At 69.3% G+C, this 12,759-nt stretch carries 9 protein-coding genes; 3 read left to right on the forward strand and 6 right to left on the reverse strand.

Annotated elements, in window-relative coordinates:
• Positions 1-33: 33 nt before the first annotated feature.
• Positions 34-1,011: a ribose-phosphate diphosphokinase gene (locus ACFYRH_RS12820; protein ID WP_387772729.1), complete on the forward strand. Its 978-nt coding sequence runs from the start codon at positions 34-36 to the stop codon at positions 1,009-1,011.
• A 182-nt stretch (positions 1,012-1,193) separates the two neighbouring features.
• Here the strand turns inward: ACFYRH_RS12820 and ACFYRH_RS12825 are convergent, their stop codons facing one another.
• A complete protein-coding gene (locus ACFYRH_RS12825) occupies positions 1,194-4,328 on the reverse strand; it encodes a DPP IV N-terminal domain-containing protein (protein ID WP_387772732.1) in 3,135 nt (1,044 codons plus the stop codon).
• A 246-nt stretch (positions 4,329-4,574) separates the two neighbouring features.
• Here ACFYRH_RS12825 and ACFYRH_RS12830 point away from each other — a divergent pair, with 246 nt between their 5' ends.
• Positions 4,575-5,099: a hypothetical protein gene (locus tag ACFYRH_RS12830; protein ID WP_387772735.1), complete on the forward strand. Its 525-nt coding sequence runs from the start codon at positions 4,575-4,577 to the stop codon at positions 5,097-5,099.
• A gap of 94 nt (positions 5,100-5,193) precedes the next feature.
• Positions 5,194-6,264: a glycoside hydrolase family 172 protein gene (locus ACFYRH_RS12835; RefSeq protein ID WP_387772738.1), complete on the forward strand. Its 1,071-nt coding sequence runs from the start codon at positions 5,194-5,196 to the stop codon at positions 6,262-6,264.
• Here ACFYRH_RS12835 and ACFYRH_RS12840 read toward each other — a convergent pair whose 3' ends face one another.
• The 5 genes from ACFYRH_RS12840 to thiO all read right to left on the reverse strand — a co-directional run bounded on the left by ACFYRH_RS12840 (position 6,265) and on the right by thiO (position 12,717).
• Positions 6,265-7,473 carry a glucoamylase gene (locus tag ACFYRH_RS12840; RefSeq protein WP_387772741.1) on the reverse strand — a complete coding sequence of 403 codons (1,209 nt, stop codon included), beginning with the start codon at positions 7,471-7,473 and terminating at the stop codon, positions 6,265-6,267.
• 8 nt (positions 7,474-7,481) lie between these two features.
• The gene (locus tag ACFYRH_RS12845; RefSeq protein WP_387772744.1) at positions 7,482-8,363 is read right to left on the reverse strand and encodes a DMT family transporter; all 882 of its coding nucleotides are present in this window, start codon (positions 8,361-8,363) and stop codon (positions 7,482-7,484) included.
• Between the two features lie 46 nt (positions 8,364-8,409).
• Positions 8,410-10,386 carry a Stk1 family PASTA domain-containing Ser/Thr kinase gene (pknB, locus tag ACFYRH_RS12850; protein ID WP_387772747.1) on the reverse strand — a complete coding sequence of 659 codons (1,977 nt, stop codon included), beginning with the start codon at positions 10,384-10,386 and terminating at the stop codon, positions 8,410-8,412.
• A gap of 75 nt (positions 10,387-10,461) precedes the next feature.
• Positions 10,462-11,409 carry a LysM peptidoglycan-binding domain-containing protein gene (locus ACFYRH_RS12855; RefSeq protein WP_387772750.1) on the reverse strand — a complete coding sequence of 316 codons (948 nt, stop codon included), beginning with the start codon at positions 11,407-11,409 and terminating at the stop codon, positions 10,462-10,464.
• Positions 11,410-11,577: 168 nt separating this feature from the next.
• A complete protein-coding gene (gene thiO / locus ACFYRH_RS12860) occupies positions 11,578-12,717 on the reverse strand; it encodes a glycine oxidase ThiO (RefSeq protein ID WP_387772753.1) in 1,140 nt (379 codons plus the stop codon).
• Between the last annotated feature and the right edge of the window lie 42 nt (positions 12,718-12,759).

Genomic DNA, 12,759 nt, shown 5'->3' on the forward strand with positions numbered 1-12,759 from the left:
CAGCTGTCGGGTTCGCAGCGTTCGGGGAGAGCCGTGCGAGAGATCGTCGTGTTCAGCGGAAATGCCCACACCGAGTTGGCGCAGCAGATCTGCAGAGATCTCGGCGTACCGCTTTCTCCGGTCGAGATCCATCGTTTCAGCAACGACTGTCTGCAGGTCCAACTGCAGGCGAACTGCCGGCAACGAGATGTGTACATCGTGCAACCGCTGGTTCCGCCGACGCAGGAGCACCTGATGGAGCTGCTGCTGATGATCGACGCCGCCCGCGGCGCGTCGGCGCAGCAGATCACGGCGGTCATCCCGCACTACGCGTACGCGCGGTCCGACAAGAAGGACTCCTCGCGGATCTCGATCGGCGGCCGGCTGGTCGCCGACATGCTGACCACCGCCGGCGTCAACCGGGTGCTCACGATGGCGCTGCACGCGCCCCAGGTGCACGGCTTCTTCTCGGTCCCGGTCGATCACCTCACCGGGATCGGCGTCCTCGCGGACCACTTCCGCGGCCGCGACCTGTCCGACACCGTCGTGGTCAGTCCCGACCTCGGCAATGCCAAGACCGCGACCCAGTTCGCCCGCCTGCTCGGCACGCCGGTCGCGGCCGGCAGCAAGCGCCGCCTCGCCGACGACCGGGTCGTGATCGACACCATCGTCGGTGACGTGGCCGGCAAGCGTGCGATCGTCCTCGACGACGAGATCGCCACCGGCGGCTCGATCATCGAACTGCTCGACCGTCTGAAGGACCGCGGCTGCACCCAGGCCGCCGTCGCCTGCACCCACGGCCTGTTCGCCGGCCCCGCGGTCGACCGCCTCCGCAGCCACCCGTCGATCACCGAGGTCATCAGCACCGACACCGTCCCCCGCCCCGACGGCTTCCCCGAACTCGAGGTCACCTCGGTCTCCGGCCTCTTCGCCGAAGCCATCAAACGCATCCACGACGGCGAATCGGTCAGCAGCCTCTTCGACGGCGTAGACCCCACCCACGCCCCACCCCAACCCAAACTCCCGTTCTGAGTCTGACCAGCGGTCGGGGGTTTGGAGAGGCACCCGGGTCCGTGAACAGGTTATTACCTGTTCACGGACCCCGCTGACTGTCCAAGCCCACCGCAACTGCCCGCGCTGCGCTGCCGCCCGCGCTGCGCTGCCGCCCGCGCCGTCGCGCCGCCCGCGCTGCCGTGCCGCGCGCTGGCGTCGGGTTAGCCCTCGCAGCAGGCTCGGTGGAGCCATTCGGGTTCGTGCCACCAGTAGTCGGCGTCGTGGGCGTGGGCCTCGGCGCGAGTCAGCGGTTGTGGTGCGTCGGCGGTGTGTACGGCGGGCTGGACTCGCGCGCCCGCCGCGTACGGCGCCAACAGTTCGTCGACCGTCTGCAGGCGGCCCGCCACCATCACGCGATCAACCGCAGCAGCCGCGCGGATGTCGGCCAGCGGATCACCGGTGACGAAGGAGAGGTCCGCCTGGGCGCCCGGTTGGAGTACGCCGAGTTTGCCGTCGAGCCCGAGCCACTTGGCGGGGTTCCGGGTCGCGGTGGTGAGGGCCTCGTACGGCGTGAAGCCGCCTGCGACCATCGAGCGGAGGTTGGCGTGCAGGGAGACCGCCATGTTGTCGAGCGGCGTGTCGGTGCCCGAGATGACCAGGCCGCCGCCGCGATGGATGCGGAGGACCATGTCGACGTTGCCACGCAGGAGCTCGCGGGTGGTGACGCCCGCCGGTCCCTTCGCGGTCGTGACCTCGGCGATCAGTGCGTCGTACTCCCAGGACGGATAGAGCGCCGTCGTACGCCGGTCTGTGAGCAGCGAGGGATCGTCGACGTGTGCCATCGTCGAGTTGAACAGCGTCGGGGTCACGGACAACCCGGCGCGGGTGAAGAGCGTGACCACGTCGGCGTACGCGCGACCCAATCGGCTGACCGTGTGCGAGTATCCGAGCCGGTTCGTCGCGCCGGTGTGTTCCATCCCGTCCATCCCGAGATGCTCCGCTGGGTAGAGGTAGTGCGACGACAACTGCAGCCCGAGCCGATGGACGAACGCGATCGCTCGCCGCTGGTACTCGATCGGCAACCGCACGTACGTCTTCACCAGGTCGTACGCCAGCCCCTCGACGCGATCGAGCTCCAGAGCGAGCTGCCGGATCGAAAGCGTTGGCCGCATGAAGTTGTAGTACACGCGCGACCCGTCGATCGCCTCGCCGGTTGCGAAGTACCGCGGCCCGCGCAGCGCCCCACTGGCGAGCGCCTCTCGCGTCTCCTGCATCTGGTAGACCGGGTCGCCGGGGGAGCGGGTGCTGGTGATCCCGTAGGCGAGCCACAGGTTGCCCTGCCGCGCACCCCACGCCCGCCCGCGCAGATGCCAGTGGTTGTGCGCGTCGATCAGCCCGGGCATCACGGTCAGCTGGGAAGCATCGACGTCCGCGCGACCGGCGTGCGGGCGTACGGCGGCAATGCGCGCGCCGTCGACCACGATGTCCACCTCCCGGCGGAGCGTCGTCGACCGGCCGTCCCACATCGCGCCTGCGTGGATCGTGATGTGCTGATTGACGCTCGCCCGCTGGTACTGGAGATCGAGCTTGACGGTCTCCGGACGCCCGCCGTTGATCGTTGTCCGGCGCAACTTTCCGCTGTTCAGATAGAGCAGCGTGCGGTCGTCCAGCCAGACCGGTGAGTCGGTCACCTCGTCGGTGATCGCGCGCGGCTCGCCGGTGGATCGGCCGCGGGCATCGACGGGTACGACGTACAACAGGCTCTCGACGACGAACGCGAGGTGGCTGCCGTCGGGGGAGAACACCGGCCCGTCGTCGCCGCGGGTGGCGAGCGAGCGGAACGGCATCGGCTCGGCGTACTCGAGGGTGGCGGTCGCGACGTCGACGTACAGGAGCTGGCTGGTGCCCTCGCGGAAGCGTTTGGAGAACGGCTTGACCGCGGCCAGGACGAGCGTCTTCCCGTCGCGTGACCAGCTGACCCGGCCGGGTTGGAACAGCGTCGGCGTGAGCTGGCGGACCTGCCCGGACGTGAGGTCGAGGACCCAGGCGATGCCGTCCTGGTCCTGGTACGCGATCCGCCCGCCGTCGGGGGCGAACCGCGGTGCGGTCTGGGCGCCGGGCAGGCCCGACACCTTGGTGTCCTTACCGGTCGCCAGATCGTGCAGCCAGAGGTCCGCCGTACCGTCCCGATCGCTTGCGTAGAGCAACGTCTTACCGTCCGGCGCGAAATCCGGATCGGAGTTGAAGTAGCCGTCGGCGACCAGTTGCCACGGACGGGACTTGCCGTCGGTCGGCGCCAGCCAGAGCGCGTTCAGCGCCCGGAACGCGAGCCACTTCCCGTCCGGCGACACGGTCGGGCTCGCGATCCCGCGCACCGGCCGCTTCGCCGTCCACTCGAGATCCGGCGCCTTCGGCCGCGGCCGCTTCGCCGTCACCGGAACGGCCGCCGAGAACGGTACGACGGTGTGCCCGCCGCCGGCGTGATACCGGTGCACCGAACCGTCGGCGCTGTAGAACAGGTCGGTCGCGGACACCCACGACGGCGGGAGTGCGAACACGTCCTTGCCGGTCGTGACCTGCTGACCGTCCACCACGAGATCGCACGTCGGCCCGGTCAGCCGTACGTAGGCCAGCTTCCCGGCGGGGGAGTACGACGGCCCGAACACCGTGATCCCCGTCCGCGCCGCGACCACCGTCGTCCGCACACCGGTCGCGAGGTCGAGCTCCACGATCGAGCTCGTGTCGACGGTGAAGGCGACTCGGCGGCCGTCCGGCGCGAAGGTCGGCTCGGCTTCCTCCCCCGGGCCATCGGTGAGCGCCACGATCGCGCCACTCCCAAGATCCAGCCGGTGTACGCCGTAGCTCCCGGTGCCACCGCGGTCGGACGAGAAGACGATCGACCGGCCGTCGGGGGAGACCTGGGGTTCGCGGTGGTCGTAGCGCCCGGAGGTCAGTTGCCGGAGGCCACTACCGTCCGGTGCGATCGACCAGAGGTGGAAGTTCCCGTCCCGGTACGACTGGAACACGATGGACCGGCCGTCCGGCGACCAGCGTGGGCGGGTCGCGTCCTGCAGGTCGTCGGTGAGGCGCCGCGCCGTACCGCCCGCGGCCGGCGTCACCCAGATCGCCGTCACCAGGTCGAACGCCAGCCACTTCCCGTCCGGCGACACCGACACCATGAAGTTGGTGCCTTCGGCGAGGACGGCCTGATTCGCGCTGGGCGCGGCTCCGGTCGACAGGGCCGGCAGGGCCGGCAGCTGGACGGCGCCGACGGCGGCCGCACCGCCGCCGAGTTGCAGTGCTCGACGCCGCGAAATGCTCCAGGAGCCCGGGTTCTCGGTCACGTCATCAGCCACGATCCGGATCCATTCCCTAGGGGGCGGTGGGACAATTCGAATCTGCCAGCACCGTCCGCGTCGCACGATCCTGACCGGCGCGTCCCGCGACCAACGGCCACAACCCTGCGCCGAACGGCTGTCGCGGGACAGCGGCCGACTGCCGGCGATTCTGGAAGAACGGGGGTGGAGCCTGGACGCATGTCCAGTACGGCGGACGGCGGGCGCCTGAGGGCCTTTGAAGGCCTGCCGTCTATCGTCTGCGGCATGCAATCTCTGTCTCCCCGGGTCCGGGCGCTGGGTGCGGCCGTGCTCTGCCTGGTGATCGCGGTCGCGGCCGGAGTCGCGGTGGACGGGCGACTGGATCGGCACTGGGTGATGCGCGGGCTGACGGTCTTCCTGGCGATCTGCTGCGCCGGGCTGCTGCTGACCGACCAGACCCGGCGGATCCGGCAGATCGTCACCGCGATCGGCTTGGTGATGTTCGGCCTGATCATCCCCGTGTCCCAGACGAGGTGGTCGAAGCCGCCCGAGATCGCGTTCGCCCTGCAGGTCGCGACAGATGCCCGGAAGGCGGCGGAGAAGGCAGCGGAGAGCGCCGTCACAGTCGCCGAGGTGCGGGCCGCGGCCGAGGGGCGTGGGGGCGCGGTGGGGTCACTGCCGAGCGAGAAGAACCCACAGGTGCGCGGTGCGGACGCCTACCCGCTCATCGTCCGCGCCAAGCGCGACCAGGGCCGCCCCTGGGCCTGCGTCTCCTTCACCGGCCTGACTGCCAAGGTCCGGTCCTGCTGATCCACCCGCTCCTCCGTCTGGGCGTCGTGCCGCCGAGTCCACTTGGCGGGCAATCGATTTCTTGCGGGACCTGGTGGCGCCTAAGGTCGCGGGTATGACTCTTGGGAATCTCACCGGCATCAGCGCGCTCGCCGATGTCGAGACGCGCTCCATCAGTGCGGAGAACCCGACCGGCGAGCCCGGTCAGGGTGGGCGGCGGACCGAGGGGACCGGTGCGCGCGCGGCCCGGGACCTCGGCCAGGGCTGGAAGGTCTCGCCGTCGATCGAGATCGGGCCGGGGGAGACCGCGACGCTGGCCGACATCGCCGGCTCCGGCTGTATCACGCACATCTGGCTCACCACGCACGTCGACCACTGGCGCCGCCTGGTCCTGCGCGGGTTCTGGGACGGTGACAGCGCCCCGGCGATCGAGGCGCCGGTCGGTGACTTCTTCTGCTCCGGCTGGGGCAAGTTCGCCCAGGTGAACTCGCTCCCGGTTGCCGTGAACCCGAACGGCGGGTTCAACTGCTACTGGGAGATGCCGTTCCAGTCGCAGGCGACGCTGACGCTGGAGAACACGCACGACGAGCCGGTGGTCGTGTACTTCCAGGTGGACTACTGGCTCGGCGCGGTGCCCGACAAGTCGGCGTACCTGCACACGCAGTGGCGGCGGAGCAACCCACTGCCGTCCGCGACGGTGCACACGCTGCTGGACGGTGTGGAGGGACCTGGTCACTACGTCGGTACCTACCTGGCCTGGGGCGTCAACAGCACCGGCTGGTGGGGTGAGGGCGAGGTGAAGTTCTACCTGGACGGCGACGACGAGTTCCCGACCATCTGCGGTACCGGGACCGAGGACTACTTCGGTGGCGCGTGGAACTTCGACGTGCCCCACCTGGGTGGGTACACCGAGTTCAGTACGCCGTACCTCGGGATGCCGCAGGTGATCCGGCCGGACGGGCAGTACCAGAGCCAGCAGCGGTTCGGCATGTACCGCTTCCACCTGCCCGACCCGATCCGCTTCAAGGAGAAGCTCCGCGTCGACGTGCAGGCGCTCGGCTGGCGGTCCGGCGGCCGCTACCTGCCGCTGCAGGACGACATCTCGTCGACCGCGTTCTTCTACTCCGGCAAGACGAGCACCACCCGCCCGGAGGCTCCGACCCACGACGTCATGGAGATCTGCTGACTAGGGGATAGGCAGCGGGTTCTGCAGAGCTGTGTCGGCGAGGACGACCAGTGCGGCGGTCCAGCCGAGAGGTGCCTCGCCGGCCGGCTCCAGATCCCGATTGACCTTCTCCGGCAGCGCACCGGTCTTCGTCCGGTGCTGATCGAGCCACGAGAGCAGACTGTTCGCCGTGGCCTTGTCGCCGCGTGCTGCCGCACTCAGCGCGAACAACGCGGTCTGCGGTGTCCACGACACCCCGTCGGCTCGCCAGTCCTCGCCTGGCGTCACTCCACCGTTCGGCTGTGTCAGTACGGCGTGAGCTCGGTTGATGGCCGTGGTGACGACCGTCCGCGCCGGAGCGAACGGCGGACCGAGTACCGTGACGATCGCATCCGCACCGCCGTCGAGGCTGATCGGTTCGACACCCGGCTCGACGAAGCTGGTCGCCTGCGCCGGAGTCCGCGGATAGTCCGGTCCGAACACCCGGTCGGTTGCTTTCGACAACGTATCGGCGGCGCTCCGCCACCGAGCGGCCTCAGCCGGGTGCTGCTGGTCGGTGGCGATCCGGACCGCCGACCGGAGCCCAGTCAGCAGCGGTGCGACCGTGCCGAGCGTCAGCTCCCTCTCGGGCCGCTCCCAGTAGTCCGGCGACGGCGCGGGCAGCCCGTCAGGGCCCAGCTCGGAGACAATCTGGTCGGCCGACTCCTGGACCAGATCCCAATACTTGCCACCCGCACGGCAGAACCACGTCGCCCACAACACCCACCCGGAGCCGTCGAGCTGCGCCGCGCGACCGTCGCCGACCTGACCGCCGCTGTCCGTGTACCGCGCTTCCCATCGCCCTGTCGACGGCCGCACGCGGTCCAGGAACGACAGTACGGCGAGCGCCTCGTCGTACTGGCCGGTCGCGCAGCGAGCGACGGCGACGAACGAGGCGTCCCGCGGCCAGACGTAGCGCCATGGGCCGTCCCAGCCGGCCAGCGTGGCGCCGTTCGGGAGGGTGAGACCGTCGAGGTCGGCCAGTGCGTGCCGGACCAGGTCGTCGTACTTGTCGCTACTGCGTGACGACGCTGGAAGCGCCGACGGGCGACCGGGGATGCCGTCCGCGACCAGGCGAGGCTGCGGGTGCTCGACGAGGTTGCTGATCGCGCCGGCGGCCAGGACCGCGAGCAGGACCGCGATGACGACGACCGGGTACCACCGGCCGCGCCTCCCGTTGTCGTCCCGCATTCGCACTCCTACTGGGCCAGGTGTTGCACTTCCGCCTCGAACTTATGCCGTGGCGCCAGCTCGACCAGATACATCGCCGACACCACCAGTGCGCCGCCGACCAGCATCCGCCAGGTCAGACTGTCCGAACCGAACAGCACCGCGAACGCCGACGCGAACACCGGCTCCATTGTCATCGCGATCGCCGCGCGAGTGGGAGTGAGGTGTGCCTGCGCCCAGGTCTGGACGATCAGTGCGAGCGCTCCGGCGACCAGCGCCATGTACACGACTGCGACCCAGTCGCCGCCCGTGCTCGGGACGGAGAACCCACCAGGCACCGCACCGATCGCGCAGACCAGTGTGATCACGATCATCTGCAGGGAGGACAGACCGAAGGCGTTCCGCGAGGTCGACCAGGCGCCCAGGCCGATGATGTGCAACGCATAGAGCCCCGCCGAGGCCAGCGTGAGCAGCTCGCCCTTGCCCAGACTGAGACCGCGCAGCGACAGCACGCCCAGGCCGACCGTGGCGAGGATCACCGCGACCCAGGCCCAGCGACCGATCTTGTGCCGCAGGATCACGGCGCCGAGCAGCGGCGTGAAGACGACGTACATGCCGGTGACGAAGCCGGAGACGCTCGCGGACGTGTGCCGCAGGCCTTCGGTCTGCACCAGCTGGGCGATGCCGTAGGTGACGCCGAGGGCCACCGCGCGGCCGCGGTCGAGGCGGCTCAACCGCGCGATCGCGGGCGGGTGGACCAGGATCAGCGCGACCGACGCGATCAGGAACCGCAACGCCAGGTAGTCGGCGACGTCCATCCTGGTGAGCAGGTCCTTGGTCAGGAAGAACGTCGATCCCCAGGCCGCCGCGACCGCGAGCAGGGCCAGGACGGCGAGGCGGGGGTGGTTCACGTCCGACATCTCACCAGACGCCTTACACCAAAGGCAAAACGGTGACTTAGAGCACGGTGATAACGATCGTGCTTCCGGGCTTCGCCTTCTTGCCGGCGCCGGGGTTCTGGGCGGCGACGATGTTCAGGCCGAGGTTGAACGGCGCCTTCTCCACCCGGACCACGAACCCGGCGTCCCCGAGGATCTTCTGCGCCTCCGCGGTGGTCTTCCGCTTCACGTCCGGTACGTCGACCAGCGGCGGCCCGAGGGAGACCACCAGCGAGACCTTGTCCTTGGCGAACAACGTCCCGCTGTTCGGGCTCTGGCTGATCACGTTGCCCTCGGCGACCTTCTCGTCGTACTGCGTGCTGCGGGCGACGGTGAAGCCGAGTTTGCGCAGCGCCTTGTTCGCCTCGCGGTACGACTTGCCGGTCAGGTCCGGCACGCTGATCGGCCGTTTACCCTTGCTGACCGCGAAATTCACCGCGGTCCCCGGCTTCACAACCGTGTTGAACTTCGGGCTGATCGCGATCACCCGGCCCTGCGGCACGGTCTCGTTGTACTGCTCGCTGATCTGCCCGGTGATCAGCTTGATCGGGGACAGCGCCTGCTGAGCGGCGTCGAGCTGCAGACCGACGAGCTGTGGCACGCGGTAACGCTCCGGCCCCTTGGAGACGGTGAGACCGATGTCACCGTCCTTCCGGATCCGGTCGCCCGGAGCCGGATCGGTCCGCATGACCTCACCTTGTTTGATGTCCTCGGAATAGTCCTGGTTGTCCAGACTGGTCTGCAGACCGGCCTCGCCGGCTCTGGCAGCCGCGGCGGCCGGCGACAGGTTCATCAGGTCCGGCGTCGTCGTGTAGCGGTGAATCCCGTAGTACCAGGCCGCTGTGCCGATGGCGATCGCCGCGGCCAGGATCACGATCAGCGCGATCGGTCCGCGGGACCGGCGCTGCTGCGGTTGCTGTGCGGCCGGTGGGGTCCGGGGCGGCGGTGCCGTCGTCGCCGGGCCGCCGGTCGGGCGTCCCTGCTCCACCGGTACGACGATTGTGTCGTGGCGGAGCTCACCCTGCTCAGCGGCGACTCCGCGGGTGTAGCCGTCGTCGTACCCGCTGTCCTGGCGGATCTGCTGGATCGGCACGGTCAGGTCGCCGGTCAGTTCCGGGTCGTCCGGCAGCCCTTCCTCGAGCGCACTGCGCACCCGGTGCACCTGCCGGCTGAACACCCGGGCGTCCGTCGGCCGCAGGTCCCGGTCACGCGCCGTCGCGCGCTGCACGAGCGCATCGACGTACGGCGGGATGTTCGGCTGCTCGAGTGACGGCGGGGGCACGTCGGCGTGGACGTGGGCGTAGGCGACCTGGATCGGGGTGTCACCGGAGTGGGGCTTGTTGCCGGTGAGCATCTCGTACAGGAGGATGCCGGCCGAGTACACGTCCGAGCGGGCGTCCGCACTGCCGTCGGTGACCAGCTCGGGCGCCAGATACGACACCGTCCCCATCAGGAGACCCTGGGTGGCGGTGTTGCCGCTCGCGCTGACCGCACGGGCCAGACCGAAGTCGGCTACCTTCACGGCGCCCTTGTCGGAGATCAGGACGTTCTCGGGCTTGATGTCGCGGTGCACGATGCCGGCGTCGTGCGCGGCCGACAACGCGGACAGGATCGGCGTCAGCAGGTCCAGCGCGCGGGCGGGGGAGAGCGGAGCCTCCGCGCGGATCACGTCCCGCAGCGTGCGGCCCGGGACGTACTCCATCGCCAGGAACAGCGTGCCGTCGTCGTCACCCTGGTCGAAGACGGCGACCACGTTCGGGTTCGAGAGGCGGGCGGCGGCGCGGGCCTCGGCGACGAAGCGGCGGGTGAACTGGGCGTCGTCACCGAGCCCGTCGTGCATCACCTTGACCGCGACGGTCCGGTCCAGACGCATGTCGAGCGCCTGGTAGACGGTGGCCATCCCGCCCTTCGCGACGCGCGCGCCGACACGGTAGCGACCGTCGAGCACTCGCCCGACGAGGCGGTCGCTGACCTGCATGTCCACGTCGTCCGTCACTTGCGGTGAGCCGCCTCTCCCCAAACAGTCCTGCCCAGAGAGTGTAGATAACAGCTCAGCGTCACCGCGCCAGGCTCACCGCAGCGGATCCCACCCGCGTTCCAACTGCGCCTTGATGCGGAGGACGTTCTGGACGTAGAGCTTGGTGTCGGGGTAGACGCCGTTCTTCTTCACGCCGCCGAGGCCCTGGTAGTAGCCCGCGACCGCGATGTCGAGGCGGGCGGCGCCGGTCAGGCGGCTCAGCAGGACGACTCCGGCGGTGACGTTGTCCTTCGGGTCGAGCAGGTCGAGCTTCCGGCCGACGATGCCCGAGGTGTACTTGCCCGTCGACGGGACCACCTGCATCGCCCCGACCGCGTTCGCGGGGGAGACGACCCGCTGCTTCCAGCCCGACTCCTGCCAGCTCACCGCGAGCGCGAGCTCCGGGTCGACGCCGTACCGCTTCGAGGTGGACACGATCAGTGAGCGCATGTGTGACCGGGTCGGCAGCTTGCGCTTCTTCAGGATCGCCCGGTTGCGGTTCGCCTGCGCGACGACGTGGTCGGCGTACGTGCGGCCGGCGAACGTGTTGTCGGTCCGCGGCTTCGCCTTCGGGCGGATTTTGACCGGGACCTGCAGCGGCTTGCCGGCGTAGATGTGGTCGCTCGGCTTCAGCCCGTTCGCGGCGAGCAGGTTGGCCTGCGAGCAGTGGAAGCGCTTCGCGATCCCGGAGACGGTGTCGCCGGACTTCACGACGTACGTCACCCGGCCGAGCTGGGACCGCTTCGCGGGGGAGCTGGTCGTCGCCGGCCCCTGGGTGGGGACCTTGAGCAGCTCGCCGGCGTAGATCGCGTTGCCGTTGCCGGGCAGGTTGTTCAGGGCAACCAGCCGCGCGACGGACGTGCCGTGGCGGTTCGCGATGTGGCTGAGGGTGTCACCCTGCTTGACCTTGTACGCGCCGAACCCGGGTGAGCCGGCGGTGATCACGGCCGCGGTCAGCACGGGTACGGCGACCCCGGTCAGAACTCGTATGACGTTGCGCATCGCATCCAACTCCCCGTGTGAACGTCAACCGACCGTATGCGCTGGTACGGATGTGACAACAGGGGCGACTGGGGTTGGTGTTACGCCTGTAATGCAATGTTTACAATTCAAGGCTGAACTACATTGTTGTCGTTCACAAGCGTTCCGGTTGCTGAGGGCAACTGTGAACTAGTGCGCGAACCGGCCGGCGAGGAACGGCTTCCCGAGATCCGGCAGGGTGCCGGTGCGCACCATGTCGGCGAGCACCTGCGCGGTGACCGGCGTCAGCAGCACCCCGTTCCGGTAATGTCCGGTTGCCCACAGCAACCGATCCAGACCGGACGGGCCGAGGATCGGCGCGTTGTCCGGCGTCGCGGGCCGCAGTCCGGCGATCGCCTCGACGAACTCGAACTCGTCGGAGATCGGCAACACTGTCCGCGCGTCCCGCAGCAGCGCGAACACGCCGCCGGCCAGGACACGGGTGTCGTAACCGAGCTCGCTGGTCGTCGCGCCGACCACCAGCTCGCCACCGGGCCGCGGCACCAGGTAGACCGAGAAGCCGCGCGCGGTCGCTCGCACTGTGTGCCGGAGCGCCGGCCGGTACGCTTCGGGGACCCGCAGTCGCAGTACCTCACCTTTCACCGGACGTACTGGCGGGCGGAACTCCTCCGGTACGCCGTCCAATTGCGACGACCACGGCCCGGTCGCGGCAATGACCTGCCCGGCGTGAACGGTGTCACCGTTGTCGAGCAGTACGCCGGTTGCCGTCGTACCGGACGTGATGACGCGAGTGACGCGCTGACGGATGAGTTGGACGCCGGACAGGTCCACGGCGCGGAGGAGAGCGGCTACTGCCTGTCTGTTGTCGACGGAGTGGTCGCCAGGAACCCAGACGGCGCCGGAGACGCCTGTGGCGAGGAGTGGCTCGCGACGACGGGCGTCACGACCGGACAGCTCCTCCACCTCGAGACCCAGCCGACGCTGGTAGTCGGCGAGCCTGCGGAGTGCGGCTGCGTCGTCGACGTCGTACGCGACCGCGAGAGTGCCGGTCTGGTTCAGGCCCGCGGGCAGTCCGGTGAGTTGCTCGAGCTCTGCTGCGAAAGAAGGCCAGGCGTTGACCGAGGCCAGGTTGAGCGCCAGCAGGTCGTCCTCGCCGAACTCCACCTCGGTGACCGGAGCAAGCATGCCGGCGGCCACGTTGGAGGTCTGGGTGCCTGGAGTCGGGTCACATACCGCCACCTGAAGACCGTCGGCGGCCAGCCGCCACGCCGTCGCCAAGCCGATCAGCCCGCCGCCGATCACCACCACATCGGACGTCGTTTCAGGCATGCCCAAAGCCTACGTCCGGTGGCTCATGGCAGGCTGTGCGGT

The organism is Kribbella sp. NPDC004875 (assembly GCF_042873375.1).
Classification (GTDB): domain Bacteria; phylum Actinomycetota; class Actinomycetes; order Propionibacteriales; family Kribbellaceae; genus Kribbella.

Excerpts from the sequence above, each read along its gene's own strand:
- ACFYRH_RS12830 (WP_387772735.1), top strand. The coding sequence starts at position 4,575 with ATGCAATCTCTGTCTCCCCGGGTCCGGGCGCTGGGTGCGGCCGTGCTC.
- ACFYRH_RS12835 (WP_387772738.1), top strand. The coding sequence starts at position 5,194 with ATGACTCTTGGGAATCTCACCGGCATCAGCGCGCTCGCCGATGTCGAG.
- ACFYRH_RS12840 (WP_387772741.1), bottom strand. The coding sequence starts at position 7,473 with ATGCGGGACGACAACGGGAGGCGCGGCCGGTGGTACCCGGTCGTCGTC.
- ACFYRH_RS12855 (WP_387772750.1), bottom strand. The coding sequence starts at position 11,409 with ATGCGCAACGTCATACGAGTTCTGACCGGGGTCGCCGTACCCGTGCTG.
- thiO (WP_387772753.1), bottom strand. The coding sequence starts at position 12,717 with ATGCCTGAAACGACGTCCGATGTGGTGGTGATCGGCGGCGGGCTGATC.